General features: G+C 44.1%; 15 protein-coding genes and 1 riboswitch. Of the genes, 5 read left to right on the forward strand and 10 right to left on the reverse strand.

What is annotated here, in order from left to right:
- Window positions 1-119: 119 nt before the first annotated feature.
- The 3 genes from DYE48_RS09575 (at window position 120) to DYE48_RS09585 (ending at window position 4,250) form a co-directional block, all read left to right on the forward strand.
- The gene (locus DYE48_RS09575) at window positions 120-2,237 is read left to right on the forward strand and encodes a M6 family metallopeptidase (RefSeq protein WP_115823407.1); all 2,118 of its coding nucleotides are present in this window, start codon (window positions 120-122) and stop codon (window positions 2,235-2,237) included.
- 232 nt (window positions 2,238-2,469) lie between these two features.
- A complete protein-coding gene (locus DYE48_RS09580; protein WP_115823408.1) occupies window positions 2,470-3,369 on the forward strand; it encodes a GNAT family N-acetyltransferase in 900 nt (299 codons plus the stop codon).
- Between the two features lie 14 nt (window positions 3,370-3,383).
- Window positions 3,384-4,250: a fructosamine kinase family protein gene (locus DYE48_RS09585; protein WP_115823409.1), complete on the forward strand. Its 867-nt coding sequence runs from the start codon at window positions 3,384-3,386 to the stop codon at window positions 4,248-4,250.
- A gap of 1 nt (window position 4,251) precedes the next feature.
- Here DYE48_RS09585 and DYE48_RS09590 read toward each other — a convergent pair whose 3' ends face one another.
- Window positions 4,252-5,220, reverse strand: a complete 969-nt coding sequence (locus tag DYE48_RS09590) for a YbgA family protein (RefSeq protein WP_115823410.1) — start codon at window positions 5,218-5,220, stop codon at window positions 4,252-4,254.
- Between the two features lie 192 nt (window positions 5,221-5,412).
- On the opposite strand from DYE48_RS09590, the gene DYE48_RS09595 reads away from it, so the two are divergent.
- Window positions 5,413-6,765 (forward strand): YjiH family protein, encoded by a 1,353-nt coding sequence (locus tag DYE48_RS09595; protein WP_115823411.1) that lies wholly within the window; start codon window positions 5,413-5,415, stop codon window positions 6,763-6,765.
- An 821-nt stretch (window positions 6,766-7,586) separates the two neighbouring features.
- Here the strand turns inward: DYE48_RS09595 and DYE48_RS09605 are convergent.
- From DYE48_RS09605 to ribD, 9 genes are all read right to left on the reverse strand, one after another.
- Window positions 7,587-8,252, reverse strand: a complete 666-nt coding sequence (locus DYE48_RS09605) for a type 1 glutamine amidotransferase domain-containing protein (protein ID WP_115823413.1) — start codon at window positions 8,250-8,252, stop codon at window positions 7,587-7,589.
- A gap of 57 nt (window positions 8,253-8,309) precedes the next feature.
- On the reverse strand, window positions 8,310-9,122 hold the full coding sequence (locus DYE48_RS09610; RefSeq protein ID WP_115823414.1) for a GNAT family N-acetyltransferase: 813 nt from the start codon (window positions 9,120-9,122) through the stop codon (window positions 8,310-8,312).
- A 59-nt stretch (window positions 9,123-9,181) separates the two neighbouring features.
- Window positions 9,182-10,198 carry an acyltransferase family protein gene (locus tag DYE48_RS09615; RefSeq protein ID WP_115823415.1) on the reverse strand — a complete coding sequence of 339 codons (1,017 nt, stop codon included), beginning with the start codon at window positions 10,196-10,198 and terminating at the stop codon, window positions 9,182-9,184.
- A 170-nt stretch (window positions 10,199-10,368) separates the two neighbouring features.
- Window positions 10,369-11,610, reverse strand: coding sequence for an aminopeptidase (locus DYE48_RS09620; RefSeq protein ID WP_115823416.1), 1,242 nt, complete (start codon window positions 11,608-11,610; stop codon window positions 10,369-10,371).
- Window positions 11,611-11,684: 74 nt separating this feature from the next.
- Window positions 11,685-13,109: a cryptochrome/photolyase family protein gene (locus DYE48_RS09625; protein ID WP_115823417.1), complete on the reverse strand. Its 1,425-nt coding sequence runs from the start codon at window positions 13,107-13,109 to the stop codon at window positions 11,685-11,687.
- 188 nt (window positions 13,110-13,297) lie between these two features.
- Window positions 13,298-13,765 carry a 6,7-dimethyl-8-ribityllumazine synthase gene (gene ribH / locus DYE48_RS09630; protein ID WP_089653596.1) on the reverse strand — a complete coding sequence of 156 codons (468 nt, stop codon included), beginning with the start codon at window positions 13,763-13,765 and terminating at the stop codon, window positions 13,298-13,300.
- Window positions 13,766-13,781: 16 nt separating this feature from the next.
- Window positions 13,782-14,975, reverse strand: a complete 1,194-nt coding sequence (locus DYE48_RS09635; protein ID WP_089653599.1) for a bifunctional 3,4-dihydroxy-2-butanone-4-phosphate synthase/GTP cyclohydrolase II — start codon at window positions 14,973-14,975, stop codon at window positions 13,782-13,784.
- 12 nt (window positions 14,976-14,987) lie between these two features.
- On the reverse strand, window positions 14,988-15,638 hold the full coding sequence (ribE, locus tag DYE48_RS09640) for a riboflavin synthase (RefSeq protein WP_115823418.1): 651 nt from the start codon (window positions 15,636-15,638) through the stop codon (window positions 14,988-14,990).
- Complete coding sequence (ribD, locus tag DYE48_RS09645; RefSeq protein WP_115823552.1) at window positions 15,638-16,714, reverse strand: bifunctional diaminohydroxyphosphoribosylaminopyrimidine deaminase/5-amino-6-(5-phosphoribosylamino)uracil reductase RibD; 1,077 nt, start codon at window positions 16,712-16,714, stop codon at window positions 15,638-15,640. The genes ribE and ribD overlap by 1 nt, the downstream gene beginning before the upstream one ends.
- Window positions 16,715-16,878: 164 nt before the next feature.
- Window positions 16,879-17,029, reverse strand: a riboswitch (FMN riboswitch).
- A gap of 295 nt (window positions 17,030-17,324) precedes the next feature.
- Between ribD and DYE48_RS09650 the strand changes: the two genes are divergently transcribed.
- Window positions 17,325-18,986 (forward strand): glycoside hydrolase family 13 protein, encoded by a 1,662-nt coding sequence (locus tag DYE48_RS09650; protein WP_115823419.1) that lies wholly within the window; start codon window positions 17,325-17,327, stop codon window positions 18,984-18,986.
- Window positions 18,987-19,011 lie beyond the last annotated feature (25 nt).

Consider the following 19,011-nt stretch of genomic DNA (forward strand, 5'->3'; position numbering starts at 1 on the left):
TTAACTTATTTGTTTCGGGTTCCGAAACTCCATACAAAATGACTATTCTAATTTTTTAGAATATTCTACATAATAATACTTAGATGTTTTTACAATTTTTTCATTAGGGGGATCATATTTTGAAGAATAAGAAACTAACAGCTTTACTTTCAGCGGGGGCTTTGACCCTGTCATTGCTATCTTCAGCTGCGGTGACGGAAGTAAGCGCAAGCAAAGTACAGGAAAATTGGAATGTCGAACGCTATAGCGAAAAGATAGATATTGATGGTCAATTGCAGCGCTTGGATGAAAGCGAAAGCTTCCAGCGACAAGCGAAGCAAACGATTAAAGAAAATGCATCTAAAGTTAACTTTAATGGGGAAGAAGGAAGCGGATCAGAATCAAACCAAGAATCCGCGAGTGCCTCTGCCCCTGGTGAAACCAAAAAATTCCTTGACCGGAACTTAGGATTTAAAGAATTCACACTTAAAAGTGTAGGAGAACATGCTGAAGTGTGGGTAGCCAATGACCTATCCTTCCCTGAAGGAGACGATCGTCCAGCTCATGTGGTCACCCAAGAGCAAGCAGACAAAATGGCAAAAGAATTTGATGAAAACATGTATCCTGTAGCCACTGATTTCTTTGGTTCCCCTGATTCATTGGACGGAACGAACGCTCAACTTGAAGATTTAGGTATTGTTCCTGAAGGATATTATAAAGGTGACGGAGACAAAGTGATCATCCTTGTTGATAACGTTGAAGATGAGAACTATAACGACCCAACCTACCCATTCTTTGTTGCTGGATTCTTCTGGCAGACACTAGAGAATTATATGGACCGTAACATCATCACGATTGATTCAAGAGACTGGGACACGCGCCTTGAGAGCACGTTCTTTGGAACAACCATCCATGAGTTGCAACACTTGATCCACGCGGATAACGACGGAGATGAGACTTCTTGGTTGAACGAAGGGATGTCCACTTTCTCTGAATACTTAGGTGGCTATGGTCTGGATTCAGGATCTATCAACTTCCTGCTTGACCACCCGGAAAACTCGTTAACAAACTGGGATGACCATCGTACGGCTGAAACAGGTCCTGAAACTATTGCCGATTATGGCCTGGTTCAACTATTCACCCTATACAACTACGAAAGATTTGGACAAGAGTTCATCCGTCACATAGCAAAAGATGACCTGAATAGTATTGAAAGTTTCGAAAAAGCCTATAAAGACTTTGGCTTGAACGTTACATTCAATGAAGTTTACCAAGACTTCTCCACAGCTTTAGTCGTTGATGATCCGTCATTCAAAGGCGGAAAATATGGTTTTGAAAACATCGATCTACGCAACCTTCCTGTTGGGGATGGGGAAACACGCGGGAAAACCGTCAATTTTGAAAAAGCGAAAGACTATGAAAAAGAGGGTGTCCCTGCCTGGGGTACAGACTTTAAAGAGTTCAACTTTGAACCAGGTGAAAACGTAGAATCCTTCAAATTTAATGGCGTAGATTTTGAAGATAACACTTGGGAATCTACTACAGACCCATTAGGTAGTGATGACGAAGTTCTTTGGGCCGGCGAGGGAGACGAGTTGGACAACAATTTGATCTTTAAAGCGGATTTAACAGATGTTGACGATGCAACATTGAACTTCGACCACTTTGTAGACATCGAAGAGAGCTGGGACTATGGTGTCGTTCAAGTCTCCACAGACGACGGACAAACATGGACGTCCCTGGAAAATGAAAACACGCGTTCCGATGTCGTGGAAGAAGGTTATCCGAAGATTAAAGAAAATGTTCCTGGGTTCACCGGACACTTTGAGGATTACCAGTCTGAAAGCTTCGACCTTTCTGAGTATGCAGGACAGGAAGTCCACATCTCTTTCCGTTACTTGACGGACTGGGGTTACAATGACACAGGATGGTTCATCGATAACATCGAAGTGCCGGAAATCGGTATAAGCTATAATGGCACTACAAAAGAGCCATTCATGTCGAAAGCGGAACTTCTCGGAAATTATGTAGACTATGGCGTTACGTTCATTAAAGAGAAAAACAACGGGAAATACCAGGTCGTTGAAGTCGATCCATTCAATGTTACGGAAGAAGATGCATTGGAGCTTCAACAAGTGTTCCGCCCTGGTAAGACGTACATGACAACTTACTATGCGGCTCCGCAGGATAGCTTGAACCCTGTTGAATTCGAATATGAAGTGGATTACAAAGAACAAGGGCCAAAAAAGAATAAGTAGACTTCTAATTCTCCCCCCAATCGGATGATCGGGGGTTCTTTTTAATGGTTGGATTTAAAGTTTGAATGATTCTCTTCTACCTTTGAGTGATTTCCCACTGGATTGGATGGATAACTCAAGCACTTTGAGGGATTATCTATTCCATTTGATCGATTCTCTTCACGCGTTTTCCTAACAGTTGCGCCTTCTACACCAACTGTGTGAAAATTTACTATATAAAGGAGTGTTGCTGATGCATATTCGTGAATTGGAAGTCAAAGAGTTACATACTGTTGCTGAATGGCTGTTTAAAGTGAACGAACAAGATCACCATTACGTGGCCTGGATGGCTTCCGAACAAAACGAAATATTTGAACAGATCTGGACGTTGACGCAGTTCAAAGAACCTCTTGCCTATGTGGCGTGGGAAGGAGAGAAGATCATCGGTTTCCTTGGGATCCTCCCTTTTTTCGAACAAAAACTATGCCGCCTACTAGGGCCGTTCGCTACCAAGGACCAGGAGGATGTCATCGAGCGTTTATGGGACAAAGCTTCTTTAACGGCGCAGCTACACTTTGATATCGTGAAGGTTGCCTGTTTTGCTGCAAATCAAGCACTCGTTTCCTTTACAGAGAGACATCAGTTTCAGATGTACAATGTAGAACGGACGTTAGCTGTCCATAAATTTTCATATGAAGCCAGTGAGACCAAAAACACGTCAATCGTCGGACTTAATCAGGAAGACTATGAAGCTTTGGATGCCATCCACCCTTCGGCCGCTTACTACACGACAAGGGAAATGGTGCACCTATCCAGGGATGAGGGCAATTATCTATGGGGATACCAGCAGAACGGAGAGTTAATTGGTTACATTTACTTCGAAACCATCATTGCCGGCCATGAAGGGGAAATTTGCTTTGTGAATGTAGCCGCTGACCACCGAAGCAGTGGTGTCGGTTCGGAACTCATCCATCATGCGTTGCAGTACGCATTCTTTGCCCTTAAATTGGATGTTGTCACCCTCTCAGTCCGAACAGAGAATCAACAGGCAGAAGCCCTATATAAACAATTCGGGTTTAAAGAAGTTCATACCATTTATGCCTATCAAAAAGAAATGAAACCAGAACCGCCGCTTTCCACAACCATCCATTAAAAAGGAGAGATCCCATGGAGCTTTTTATTCGTGAGACATTAGAAAAAGTCAACGACACCTCAACCGTACGCTCCATCAAACCTGTGAGCGGAGGAGATATCAATCAGTCGTTTTATGTAGAAACAGATCGTCGTCCTTATTTTATTAAAATCAATGAAAAAGTCGCGAGCCACTTTTTTCAGGCAGAAGCAGAGGGCTTACGACTAATTAAGGAAACGGGAGCCATACGAGTGCCTGACGTCTATCATTACGACTGTCCTGATGGTGATGAAAAGGCCGCCCTTGTTATGGAATGGATCGAAAATGGTTCTTCAGATGCTTCCCGTTCCCTCGGAAAGAGCTTAGCTCACATGCATCAGCATACATCTGAGGAGTACGGGTATGGAAAGCCAACATTTGTTGGGGAGCTGAATCAACCGAATGAGTGGTGCCCAGCTTGGACAGAGTATTACCGCCGTTATCGTTTAGTAGGACAACTTGAAACTGGAACGGCAATAGGTACGATTTCAGGTCTCCGGGAAGAACGATTGAAAAAATTGATAGACCGTATTGAAGAATTCATCCCTGAAAACCCTAAAGCTTCTCTCCTGCATGGCGATTTATGGGGTGGGAATTGGATGACCACTCGTGACGGTGAACCTGTTTTAATCGATCCGTCCATCCTGTACGGAGACCATGCATTTGAACTCGCCTTCACCGAGCTGTTTGGAGGATTCCCGGCAAACTTTTTAGATCAGTACAACACTTATTTCGAGCTCCCGGAAGACTACCAGGATACCAAACCGATCTATCAGCTTTTCTATTTGCTCGTCCACCTTAATATCTTTGGTGAAATGTATGGACCACAGGTGGATCGGATTTTGAAAAACTATGTCGGTTGATTCAGGAATAGGCCCTCCCCTTTCCTGAATCCGATATTTCCACAAGCTCCATCGGATAGGGTTCAAAATAGGTCTGCTGCTTAAGATATTCACTTTGAAAACGGGCGACCCAACAATTCAATACACTCAACACAGCACTCAAGGGAACTTTCTCTTCTTTGTATTGTTCCAAGAGACTCTGGAAGCTTTCTTTCTCCTCTTTAGACAATTCCCTTTTGAAGTATCCTGCAATATGCTGGCATACGTTCACATGGGCACTTGGTTTTGCAGGTTTGCTCATAAGTTCATGGAGCAACGGTTCATAGACCTCAATGACCTGTTCGAAATCAAGGTGATCATGATTCGCGACTGTTTGCCCCATTTTCTTGAGCGTACCAGGGTGATAAGCCATGAATAGATACTTGTTGCGGGCATGAAACTGCTGCAACCCTTTCATTCTCTCTTCCTTCTTCACCTCGCGGAAGTCAGCTAAAGTAAACAACTTCGTTAAGAAATGATGTCTCAATGTGAAGTTTTTCAATCTCCCTTCTTCTTCGATGGCCAATCCCCCGTGGTGATGAAGGATTTCTTTTGCGAAAAAACCTGACGTCTTCCCGACCACTTGAGAGTTTCCTTCACTGTGATAAACTTTTACGTCATGCATGCCGCACGTTGGTGATCGGTTTTTCAATAAAAAACCATCCACGTCGGTCAAATGAGCAAGGAAACCTTCGGAGAACTCTTTCATCGTAGTCGTTAGATTTTCTCCCGTTTTTGGCTGGACCAGCTGTTCTTCTTTGCCATCAATAATACGAATGACTTCACGTGGAACACCAAGCCCGATTTCAACTTCTGGACAAACGGGTATGAACTCCACATGGGGCTGCATACGCTGAACGGCCTTGTCTGGAATCACCGCTCCATTATAGCGGACTTCTGCAAATTCAAGACACCGGCTGACAACGACTTTCGGTGTAGGGAAATGCCGCATTTCTTCCTCCCCTTTCTGACAAATATAAGTACTAGCAAACGTTCCTCATTTTCTACTTCCATAAACAAACCCCGCACATTATCTACAAATTTCCTATTGGTTTTTGACGGAAAACGTAATAGAATAAATAGTGTTGCATAATTATTCTCAACTATTTATAAATAAAACAGATAACGTCAGGAGAGATTTTGGATGAAAGCGAAAGACTTTAGTGCATCTTCCCATTTAAAGTTCATTATTCCATCCTTGATCGGAATTTTCCTATTCATGTTTCCGATCTTCGGAGATGACGGTGCCGTTACCATTCCAATCGCCATTCTTGCGGGTTGGGTGGAGACATGGCTTGCCGATTATTTATCTTTGATCATGATGATCATTATTTCTATTACCGCCATTGGTACAGTCATAACAAAGGCGGCTGGAAAAGAAGCCCTGAGTGGCTCACCATTTTTCCAGTCTTTATTTAATGTCCCACCAGTATGGGTGGTTACTCGCCTTTTAGGTATGATTTTCGCCATCATGGTTTACTTTCAAATCGGCCCTGAAGCGATTACCAGCGCAAACACAGGCGGTCTGCTTCTCGACTCCCTACTGCATGTTCTATTTGCTGTTTTTCTATTTGCAGGTTTGTTTTTACCCCTGCTTCTGAACTATGGACTGCTTGAACTGTTCGGGGTCATCTTAACTAAAATCATGCGCCCGCTTTTCCGCCTTCCGGGACGTTCTTCCATTGATTCTTTAGCCTCCTGGTTAGGAGATGGAACCATCGGTGTCCTTCTTACGAGTAAACAATACGAAGAGGGTTATTATACGAAGCGTGAAGCAGCTGTTATCGGGACAACCTTTTCCGTTGTATCCATTACCTTCAGCCTTGTAGTCATTCAAGAGGTCGGTCTTGGCGATATGTTCGGTCAGTTTTACTTAACCGTAGCGATTGCAGGCTTCATTGCCGCTTTGATCATGCCGAGAATCCCCCCTCTTTCTAGAAAAGCAGATACGTATGTAACGGAAGAACCAAGCGATAACAAAGAAGAAGTGCCAGAACATCACAACTTGATTACCTACGGCTATACAAAAGCCGTAGAACAAGGCAGCAAAGCGAGTGGAGTGGCTAACTTCCTGAAGCAAGGATTCCAGAACATCCTGGATATGTGGATGGGTGTAGCTCCAATCGTTATGGCGCTGGGTACCATTGCACTCGTCATTGCCGAATTCACTCCATTTTTCACATGGATCGGCATGCCGTTCATTCCACTTCTTGAACTGATGCAGGTGCCTTATGCACAGGAAGCATCTGAAACCATCCTTGTTGGTTTCGCGGACATGTTCCTTCCTGCGATTATCGGATCCTCTATCGAAAGTGAAATGACCCGTTTTATCATTGCATCTCTATCTGTGACGCAATTGATTTATATGTCTGAAGTCGGCGGTCTATTGCTAGGGTCTAAAGTCCCGGTCAATATCAAAGACCTTTTCATCATCTTCCTTCTAAGGACAATCATCACGTTGCCGATCATTACGCTAATCGCTCATCTATTATTCTAAAGTAAAAGCACTTCCTCCAACGAGGAAGTGCTTTTTATATCCAATAAAATCCCGATTCCTTATTGAAGTAAATGGCAGGATTGTGTAAGACTCGATTTCGAGACTTTTGTGGGAGTTTAGGGGCTCCGGGAAAAGGTTCGCTTTCCGTGGGCGAGTGATGACCCTCCTCGAGCTAACGCTCTGCGGGGTCTCATCTACCACGCACTTCCTCTTAGATATCCGGTTCCGGCGCCTAGCGGCTAGTGAGACTTCCCTCGCTTCTGTACGATAAGTCAACATCGAATCACTCCGTTCTTCGTGTTTCCTTTATCTCCGCCAGCTCAGTCCAGTCCATACGCCGCTGATCGAGGCGCCTCCACACTTAAGGTAGGAGTCTCACCGTTTCCCTCCGCCCCTTTGCCATATGAGGTTATCGAAATCCCTCTAACAGTAACCTGCCGAGCTCTGTAAAAAAGACCCTTTTCACTAAAGCCGTTATAGAGTCGTTTTAACCATAGATCCAGCAAGAATAAGGCGTGGGAACAGGGTCTGGGAAACGTCCGCATGAAAAACGAATGAAGACACGAGCGTGTGTGTTTTTCTACTGTCTAATTCCAAACACCGCAAATCGTCGTTTCCCTGACCCCGTATCCATGGCCAGGAATGGTCATTCATTATTTCAACTAGGCAAGGCTTTCTTTAAGGATGCGCGGTATGTGCTCACCGCGCTCCCACGGAAAGCGAGTCATTCCCCGCAGCCCCATATCCACTCAACAGAAGTCTCGAAACTGAGTCTTAAAGAATAGGGAGCTTATATGGAAAAACCGCTAAGCTTTGGAGGCTTAGCGGTTTTTGAGGAGTTCGAGCATTTTTTGGGCGGTTGACAGGCTGGACTGTGGGTTTTGTCCGGTGACGAAGGGATCGTCACTGACGACGTGATCAGAGTAGGCCTCACCAGGATCAAACTCTGCCCCCGCATCCTTCAACCGATCTTCGAGCATAAAAGGAACGATGGAATCGAGTCCGGTATCTTTTTCTTCTTCATTCGTAAAGCCGGTGATTTTCTTACCTTCTACAAGCGGGCGGCCATTATGGTCTTCTACTCCTACAAAACCAGCAGGCCCATGACATACGGCGCCAATAACCTTTTGTTCTGTTAAAAAGTGTCGGAGTAATTCTTCCAGGTCATCATTTTCCGGGAAGTCGACCATAGTCCCGTGTCCTCCGCAAAGAAAAATCCCTGCAAATTCTGTTGGGTCTACTTCGGCTAGGGGGACCGTTTTATTGATTGGTTCCATGAGCCCGTCCCAAACCTTTGGCAGTCTATTGCTATAGCTGTTCGGGTCGATGGGAGGACGACCTCCTTTGGGACTTGCTGCTATGACTTCATAACCTGCTTCCTGGAATTCTGTTGCCGGCTCGACAAATTCCTGAAGCCACAAACCTGTTTCATGTTTTCCGTCCAATTGGTCCGCATTCGTCACAATCATTAATATCTTTTGATCCATGATCAGCAACCTCCTTGTACATATCCCTCCTATTATTTACAAATGAAGTCATTTCAATCACAATACTTTCTTCAACCAAACCTGCTGCAATACGGTTTCGAACCCTTCTTGCTTCAATGCTTCATAGGCTGGGCTTATTTCAGGTATATTGAAAGCAGTGATGATGGCATTCGGACAAATTGAACGAAGGGTTTTCAAACATTCCTTCCCCTTGTTTTCAGACTGTAGCTGAAATAATGTGATCTGTCCCTTATCATTCCGAGTGAAGATCAAGCCCCCGAGGGTTGCTTCACCATCCGTGACTTTGAAAAATTCCCCCTTTTCGATGGAGAAAGGTTGATTCTGCCACGGGTATCCACCTTTGGACATTTGCTCCTTCCATTCACGTTCATCCATGGATTCTAAACGGTTCAGGCGTTCTCCTCTGTTGCCTCCAGGTGTGGATCTCATAATATGTAAATGATCCACGACCTGATATCCATACGCTTCATATAAAGCAATAGCGGATTGGTTTTCTGATAGTGCTTCTAAAGTAGCTAAAGAGGCGTTTTCTTTTTCATACATAGTTAAAGAGGAGTGAACCAGCAAACGTCCCACTCCTCTTTTACGATACGAAGGGTGTACAGCTGTCCCTCCGTTGTATGCAGTTTTTATTCCGTCGATTTCTTGGATGCCATTCAAAACGATCCCTACAGGCTTTTCCCTATCGTACACGATAAATGAATAAGCCGGAGACAATCGTTTAGAGCTCATCATTTTTAAAAATCCATCCAACTCCATTTGAATTTGGACCGAGTAATCTTGAAACCCCTCATTCCATGATGTAAGGGCATCTTCAAACGAACAATCCTTCATAGACATGATTTCCATAAGGCTTCCCCTCCTATTATTTCTACTTAAACATTCTCTATATAGGAGGGAATCCCTTCTTAAGACTGAAAGGAAGATTCTTTATGATTGACCCGGTGCCACCATTTTTTCAAGAGCTGTATGCGCCCCTCTATAAATGGCTGCGTCAACGTGCGGATGATTCCGCTCGATAACACATACACAATCGCCGCAGCTACGATAGCAAGACCTAAGACATCAAACACGTGGTCGACTTTGAACCAATCGGCCTGGCGGAAAAACTGGATGAAGAACCCATGCAGCAAGTAAACATATAATGTCCTTCCACCAAGGTATGTCAACCGGTATTGGGTATTCGGAACCCATGCAAAGACACTAATAGTCATAACGGCTGCAAGCACATAAACACCTAAGCGGAACACGCCTCCCATTTCAGGGCTTCCAAGCACCTCATACGATTTAGATCCGAGCAGCCAGCCTGAGCTGAATTCTGGAAATAGAGCGATGACGGAGGCAACGATCGCCATCACGACAAGGCTTGCTTCTTTCACCCGACGTGTTCTCCATTTGTGTACATGTTCTTTCGTCAACCAATACCCCACAAGGAAAAACGGGAAGAAAACGAACGTCCGGGACAAACTGAAATGATGCCCGATGTCACTGAAATACCCGACGAGCACCCCGATTTGCACGGCTATGGCCACTCCAAGGAATGGAGGAATCTTTTTGAACCAATAAAGCAGGATATGCCAGCAGAACAAACTGAACAGGAACCATAGAGACCAGTGTGGATAGAAGATCCCGCTTAAGGTCGCTCCTTTTCCGATGAAGAAATAGTATCCCGTATAAACGAGTTGAAAAATGAGATAAGGCAAGATCAATTTTTTAGCTAGTTGTAAGATGTAGTCTTTTTCCCCTGATCCTTTCGCAAAGAACCCAGCAAGAAAGATGAATGCAGGCATGTGGAACGTATAAATCCAAGTATATAATGTGTACATCGGCCTTGATCCGTCTGTAAACGGCTGAATGATGTGACCAAAGACGACGAGAAAAATCAGTACGAGCTTGGCATTATCAAAAAAGGCATCACGTTTCATGTTGTCTCACCCTTCATTATCAATTAATCCTCTACCTCATGTTTACCACATTCCTGTGCTTTTTAAGGCACTTTTATTCATTTTTAAACCATATGTAAACCAATTGTTATCTTTTGTTATGAATTGTTATGGCTGAAAAAGAGACACCCTCTACGGATGCCTCGCTGCAATCATTCAAAGTCGATGGCCCATGAACCTTTACGGAAGATCGCTTCAAATTCACCTTCTTTTGTTTCACCGTCAATGTCCAACTCCTTGGATCCCATCATAAAATCTTCATGAATCAAGCTGTCATTGACCCCATGGGACTCCATCTGTTCTTTATTAAAGGAAGATCCCCCACGGATATTGGTCGGGTAAGCTTTTCCTAAAGCCAGATGACAGGAAGCATTTTCATCATAAAGCGTGTTGTAAAAAATGTGCCCTGACTTAGAAATTGGAGATTCATTCGGAACAAGAGCAACCTCTCCAAGACGTTTGGCTCCATCATCACTTTCAAGCATATGTTTTAAAGTCTCTTCTCCAGATTCAGCTTGATAGTCAACGACTTTTCCATTTTCAAACGTCAGTGTGAAGTTTTCAATCAGGTTCCCTCCATAATTGAGAGGTTTCGTACTTGTGACTTTTCCTTGGACCCCTGTTTTGTGAGGCATTGTGAACACTTCTTCGGTCGGAATGTTTGGATTGAATTCCGTCCCTTTCTCTGAAGTCGTCGAACCACCATGCCAAATGTGGTTCTGGACGAGTTCGATCGACAACTCTGTGCCTGGTGCCTTATAGTGAAGCTTTTTGTATTGTTTCTGATTCAAGTATTCTCGAGCCTGGCGGAGCTTTTCGTTATGCTCTTCCCAGGCTTTGATCGGATCTTCCTGATCGATGCGAGTGATATGGAAAATTTGTTCCCATAATTTATCCTGCGCTTCTTCAGGCGAATGATCTGGGAATACTTTTTGAGCCCATGCTTCCTGCGGGTAGGCAATGATCGACCATGTGGTTTTATCGTTCATAATATAGTCTCTATACTTCGTGAGAGCTTCTCCACTTGCTTTATTCGCCTTCGCAATCCGCTCCGAAACGATGCCCTTGAATAAATCAGGATTCGGTCCATAAATGGATAAAAGCGCATACCCATCCTTGACCATCTCTTCCAGGCCTTCTGCTTTCCACTTAGGGAAATTCTCAAGCACTTCCATAGGAGCGTTCTTCATTTTCATGAAACTGAGAACTTCATCATTCCATTCCAAGTGAACATTCTTCGCTCCTCTGCCATAAGCTTTCGCTGAGATGGTGCGGACGAGCTCAGCCGCTTCAATGGGAGCATTGATGATTAAGCCTTGTCCTCTTTGGAGATTCACACCTTTTTTCAAAGCAAGATCTGCATACTTTTCTAATTGTTTCTGATGTTTACTCAATGTCTAACCCTCCAACTTCTTCATTATCTGTCTATTATTTCATATCCTGGTCTTGTTTCCTAGAACGAACGTCTTCATGCTTTATCTTTGAATATTTCAATTGCTCGTTCTCTCATCGTTTTATGGTCGACGATCGGTTCTGGATAGTCTTCTCCGATGATACATCCCGCTTCCTGCTGCTCTTCTTCTGTCATTTCAGATGGTTCATGGATGTGTTTCTTTTTCACGTTTTCAAGTTCAGGCAGCCATTCTTTTATAAAACGACCATGGGGATCGAAACGCTCGGACTGCCTCGTCGGGTTGAAAACCCGGAAGTACGGGACAGGATCGGTGCCCGTAGAGGCAGCCCATTGCCATCCCCCAATATTTGAAGCAGGATCATAATCCACGAGCCGTTCTGAAAAGTATCGTTCCCCTTCCCGCCAATCCATAAGCAGGTCTTTCGTTAAAAATGAAGCGACCGCCATGCGCAGGCGATTATGCATCCATCCCGTTTCGTTCAATTGACGCATGGCTGCATCGATAAGCGGAAATCCTGTCTGACCCTCTTTCCATTTTTCAAGCAATTCATCATCATTGTGCCACGGAATCCCTCTGTATTTTTCCACCATTTCTGTAGAATTAGCATTAGGAAAGTAATGGTAAATCATGTTGTAAAAATCCCGCCAGGCAAGCTCCGAGATGTACGTATCCACCCCGGACGTGTTTTTCCTAAAATCGACTTCCTCTTCAATTTTGTGATAGATGGTTCTGATGGATATTGCCCCTGTACGTAGAAAACGAGACATCAGACTCGTCCCATCGATGGCAGGAAAATCTCTTCGCTCATCATAGTCGTAAATGTCCTCATCCAGAAAATGTTCCAATCGTTTTAACGCATCTTTTTCTCCGACGCGTTCATACGCGTCACCTGTTTTTTTGATCAAATCATCATATGCTTGCTGGCCATTAGAAAATGCCTCCCGCTCATCAATGGCTACAAGTGATAATTTATCGAGATCCATCCTTTGAATGGGCGGCTTCTGAAGCTGCTTCCATTTTTTAAGATAAGGGGAAAAAACTTTGTAGAACCCTCCATCGTTTTTCTTCACTTCATCGGCCCCGTGAAGATGATGATCGATGTAAGTATAGACTTCCACTTCATGATCACTTAAGTATTCGGTCATCGATTCATCGCGCTCTTTTCCAAATCCGACTTCATCTCTATTGAAATAAACCACCTCCACATTCAAATCGTCGATAAGATGTCGGAACGCTTCTTCCGTCTCTCCATGAATGAAATGAATAGGAGCCTTCAATTCCTCTGCCCTGTCTACGTGACTCTTTAAAGTTTGGAAAAAATAATCATGTCTCGATGTAAATGATTCATTCAATGATGGATGGATATGAAAAAACAGCACGATTTGATCGTCGTCTTTTGTATGTTCCAACGCTTTGGCTAAAGCGGTGTGGTCATTCAACCTTAAATCTCTCCTAAACCATACAGCTCTCCTTGTCATCCTTCCCCCTCCTTCATTCCTTACCCTTCCTTTTTACTTGTGGATATAAACTACCGAAAACCACTTATCCACATGTGGACAATTCCCCGTGAAGTCTTATGCTCTTTTATCAGCGAAAGGCATCCTTAAATCGGATTCCCCTTCACTCAAAAAAGAGCTGACCAGCATCCTGGTCAGCTCCTCCTCATTTATTCGAAGTTTTTGAGTAGGGTTGCCATTTCGATGGCTGCAGTAGCTGCTTCCCAGCCCTTGTTCCCTGCCTTTGTACCCGCACGCTCAATCGCTTGCTCGATGGTGTCTGTCGTGATGACCCCGAAGATGACCGGAATGCCACTTTGTTGTGAGGCCTGCGATACACCTTTGGCCGCTTCATTACATACGTAATCGAAGTGTGGGGTAGAGCCGCGAATCACCGCTCCAAGTGTAACGACAGCATCGTATTTTCCTGAGTTCGCCATTTTGCTCGCCACCAGTGGGATTTCGAAAGCTCCTGGTACATAAGCAACTTCAACGTCATTCAATTCAATACCATGACGCTTGAAAGCATCAACTGCCCCTTCATATAACTTTCCTGTGATGAAATCGTTGAAACGACCTACAACGATCCCAACTTTTAACCCTGTGCCTACGAGATTACCTTCTAGCGTTTTTACCATGTTTTCTTCATCCCTTCTAGTAGTGAAATAAGTGTCCCATTTTCGATTGCTTTGTTTTTAAATATCTTTCATTTTCCTCTCTGGATTCCATTTGGATTGGAACGCGATCCACGACTTCCAATCCAAAACCTCCAAGGCCGGAGATTTTTTTCGGATTGTTTGTGAGAAGACGAAGCTTTGTAATTCCGAGATCTTTGAGGATTTGGGCTCCTACTCCGTAATCTCTTAAATCAGGACCGAAGCCTAGCTTTTCATTTGCTTCTACCGTATCTAAACCTTCTTCCTGAAGTTTGTATGCTTGAAGTTTGTTCATAAGTCCGATGCCACGACCTTCCTGTCTCATATACAAAAGGACGCCGCTTCCGTTCTCAGAGATCTGTCTCAGCGCATTGTGGAGCTGCGGACCACAGTCACAGCGGTAAGAACCGAACACATCTCCTGTTAAACATTCAGAGTGGACACGGACGAGCATCGGTTCATCCGGGTTGATTTCCCCTTTGACCAGCGCGATATGATCTTTGAAATCAATATCGTTGGAAAAACCGATCGCACGGAAATCACCGTATTCGGTGGGCATTTTCACTTCCACTTCGCGTTTGACATGGTTCTCTTTTTTATGACGGTATTGGATAAGGTCTGCAATCGTGATCATTGGAAGATCAAACTCATCCGCCATTTTTCTAAGGTCAGGCACACGCGCCATCGTTCCATCGTCTTTGATGATTTCACAAATGACACCAGCCGGACGTGCTCCAGCAAGTTGAGCAAGATCTACAGACGCTTCTGTATGCCCTGCTCGACGCAGGACGCCGCCTTCTTTCGCAATTAAAGGAAAGATATGTCCAGGTTTCTGAAAGTCTGCAGCCGTCGTTTCAGGATTCAACATTTCCTTAATCGTCAATGCCCTTTCGTCTGCAGAGATCCCCGTCGTTGTATCTTTGTGATCGATACTTACGGTAAAGGCCGTCTGATTGGGATCCGAATTGTTATCGACCATAGGTACAAGTTCTAAATCCTGTGCAAGGTCATTCGTAATGGGGGCGCAGACAAGTCCACGTCCATGCTTGATCATGAAATTGATCATTTCAGCGGAAGCATACTCAGCAATCCCTATTAAATCTCCTTCATTTTCACGATCTTCGTCATCACATACAATGACGAGTTTTCCCTGTTTTAAATCTTCAATCGCTTTTTCAACTGAATCAAACATCATTTCACCCTCTTATGCAAAGCCGTTGTCGGAAAGAAACTGTTTGGACAATCTCGACTTCGGCTCTTCTTTATTTTGTCCGCTCAAAAAATGAGCTACGTATTTCCCGATCATGTCGCACTCAATATTGACACTGTCTCCAGGTCCTTTTGCGCCGAGCACCGTGTGCTCCATCGTATGAGGAATAAGTGAAATTGTCACTCTGGAGTCATCGACACCAAACACAGTCAGGGAAGTGCCGTCCACAGCGATAGAACCTTTATAAACGAAATATTGGATAAGTTCTTCAGGTAGTTCAATTTCATAATAAACGGCATTAGATTCAGGCTTTTTTGAAACGATTTTACCGGTACCATCAATATGTCCGGATACTAAATGTCCACCAAAACGCCCGCCTGCAGCCATCGCCCGTTCTAAGTTCACCGGGTCCCCTTGCTGTAGTTCATGAATGTTCGTAGCTCTGTAAGTTTCAGGCATGACGTCAAAAGAGACCGTCTCTCCCGTAAAGTTTGTTACAGTTAGACACACGCCATTAACGGATATGCTGTCGCCTAATTTGACGTCTGTTAAAATTTCTTTAGCTGAAAGGTTCACTTCGAGTGCTTCTGTTTTATTTTTTAATGACTTTAATGTTCCTATTTCTTCAACAATCCCAGTAAACATTAAGATTCTCCTTTTTTAACGGAAACAATTTTAATGTCATCCCCTATATTTTCAGTCGAGACGATTTCAAAGGAGCTTACATTCTTTAGCTGTTGTATTCCTTTTCCGCCCACAGGCGTCAAGGCTTCTTTTCCCCCAATTAACTTAGGTGCCATATACGTTACGGTTTCATCGACTTTTCCTGCGCGTACGAACGCATCAGCAATCGTCGCTCCTCCTTCGACAAGCAAAGAAGTGATTTTTTGTTCTCCTAAGTAACGGAGGACTTCTTCTATGGAAACCTGTTCACCATGAAGCGGGATGATGGTGACATGTTGATAGTTTTCAAAGGTATCCACAGCTTCTTTCTTCACATGAACCCCTACGAAGATCCATGTTGGTGCCGAGTCGTCCTGGATCAATTGAGAGGAAGGCGGCATTCTGAGATGGGTATCAAGCACGACCCTTATCGGGTGGCGGCCTTCCCCCTCTATTCGTGTCGTCAATTTAGGGTTATCCATCAGCACCGTGTTGATTCCGACTAAGATCGCATCTGAGCGGTGTCTATAGTGGTGACCATCCAGGCGTGCTTCTTCACCTGTAATCCACTGACTCTCACCTGTAGACGTTGCAATCTTCCCATCAAGGCTCATAGCCGTCTTCAAACGGACATAGGGCTCTTTCTTTTGAATGAAGTGAAAAAAAGGAGTATTGAGCTCATCTGCTTCTTTTTTCAACACCTCTGTCTTCACCTCAAGACCATGCTCTCTCATCATTCGAATTCCTCTGCCGGATACTTTAGGATTAGGGTCATTCGATGCAATTACCACTCTTTTTATTCCAGCTTCGATGACAGCTTCTGCACATGGGGGGGTCTGCCCATGGTGACTGCACGGTTCGAGCGTGACATAAATCTCTGCACCTTTAGCCTTCTCTCCTGCCATACGAAGGGCATGGACTTCGGCATGAGGTTCGCCTGCCTTGATGTGAACGCCTACTCCCACGATCTGATTATGCTTAACAACAATGGCAGCGACGGAAGGATTCGGACTTGTCTGCCCAACCGTTTCCCGCGCCATGTCTATCGCAATTCTCATGTATCTTTGATCTCGATCCAAGACCTTCACCACCGTTTCCGTATGCTTAAGAAAAAATAAAAAAACCCTGAAGAAGACAGACTTCTCCAGGGTCGTTGAACGTAAATCGCATACACTTAAAAAAGGGTACACGTAATGCTCTAATTTTTGTACCTTTACGTTTCTACAACCTTCTCCCATCCAGACTTTAACTGTCGGCTTTGGAGTTTCACCAAATCAGGGAGAACCGTGCCTAACACTGATTCTCCGTCGCGGGCTAGGAGCAACATGCTCATTACCGCCGGCTGGGACTTTCACCCGACCCCGAAGGTTTTCAATATACGATTATCTCTTACATCCTAAATATATAGGAAATGACGGGAAAGTGCAATTCTAAGAACTCGTATCCTTTTCATTTTTCAACCCGATCCCTATTGTAAAAAATGATAAAATCGGATAAGATAGATTACATTAGGAAAACGTTTGCACAAAACTGTGCACAAACTCATATACAGCAATATTTTTGAGATAGCTTGTAATGTAATCAAGTTTTTATTTTTATACAAGTGCGCAATCGGTTGCATCTGCCTTTGATAGGCATCTACAAACGTAACGAAATGAGGCGAATACTATGGAACGTGTATGGTGGAAGGAAGCGGTTGGATATCAAGTCTATCCTCGTAGTTTTCAAGATTCGAACGGTGACGGAATCGGTGATTTGCAAGGAATGATCGACAGGCTTGATTATCTAAAAGAAATGGGCATTGATTTTATTTGGATCTGCCCGATGTACAAGTCTCCTAAAGACGATAATGGCTATGATATCTCCGATTACCAGGACATATTAGAGGAATTCGGGACAATGGAAGATTTCGATCGTTTGCTTCAGGAAGTACACAAACGTGACATGAAGCTGATCATAGACCTTGTTCTCAACCACACGAGTGATGAACACCCATGGTTTATTGAATCAAGGAGCTCTAAAGACGATCCGAAGCGTGACTGGTACATTTGGCGTGACGGGAAAAACGGTGCAGAGCCAAACAACTGGGAAAGTATCTTTGATGGTTCTGCCTGGCAGTACGATGAAAAAACAGAGCAATATTATTTGCACGTGTTCTCCACAAAGCAGCCGGATTTGAACTGGGAAAATCCTGATGTTCGTGAAGCGTTATATGATACCGTCAACTGGTGGCTGGAAAAAGGCATTGATGGCTTTCGTATCGATGCCATCAGTCATATTAAAAAACGTCCCGACTTTCCGGATATGCCAAATCCGAAGAAAGAAAAGTACGTCTCTTCTTTCGATATGCACATGAACCAGGAAGGCATCCATGAATTTTTACAAGAGTTCAAAGACGAAACGTACAGCAATTATGACGTCATGACGGTCGGCGAGGCAAATGGTGTCAGTGCCGATGAGGCTGATCTTTGGGTCGGAGATAACGGGAAAATGGATATGATTTTCCAATTCGAACACTTGGATCTTTGGGATCAAGATGCAGAACAGCAGCTGGATATCCCAGGATTGAAAAAAGTCCTCACACGCTGGCAGAAAGCTTTGGAAGGTGACGGATGGAACGCTTTGTTCGTAGAAAACCACGATAAAGCCCGTGTTGTATCTACGTGGGGCGACGACGATGTCTTCTGGCGCGAGAGTGCAACATCCATTGCAACGATGTATTTCTTCATGCAAGGAACACCCTATATCTATCAAGGACAGGAAATCGGCATGACAAATATGGCCTTCCCTTCTATTGAAGATTATGATGATGTCGCAGCGAAGAATTTGTACAACGCGAAGAAAGAACAAGGCATGTCCCATGATGAGATCATGCAGATTCTTTGGAATACCTCCCGGGATAACAGTCGTACGCCTATGCAATGGAGCCATGAAGAAAACGCTGGATTCACGAGCGGCACGCCATGGATGAAAATCAATCCGAACTACAAGGCAATCAACGTCGCAGACCAACAGGATGATCCCCATTCGATTCTGAATCATTATAAAGAGATGATTCGTCTGAAGAAGCAGCATGATCTGTTCACATATGGTACGTATGAGTTGATTCTTCCAGAGGACAAACAGATTTATGCTTATACGAGAACGCTTGGTGACAAAACCGCTTTAGTGATTACAAACTTGACGAAAAATACAGCAGCATTCACATCCTCTTATACACTGAACTCGGAGGATTTAATCCTGTCAAACCTAATTGTTGATAAACATGTGGATGTAAAGAGTTTTACGCTTAAGCCTTTTGAAGCACGTGTTTATTTATTAAACCAATAACTCTCATGTCTTCATCCGCTTGATG

The sequence above is a fragment of the Halobacillus trueperi genome, from assembly GCF_003386945.1.
Taxonomy (GTDB): domain Bacteria; phylum Bacillota; class Bacilli; order Bacillales; family Halobacillaceae; genus Halobacillus; species Halobacillus aidingensis.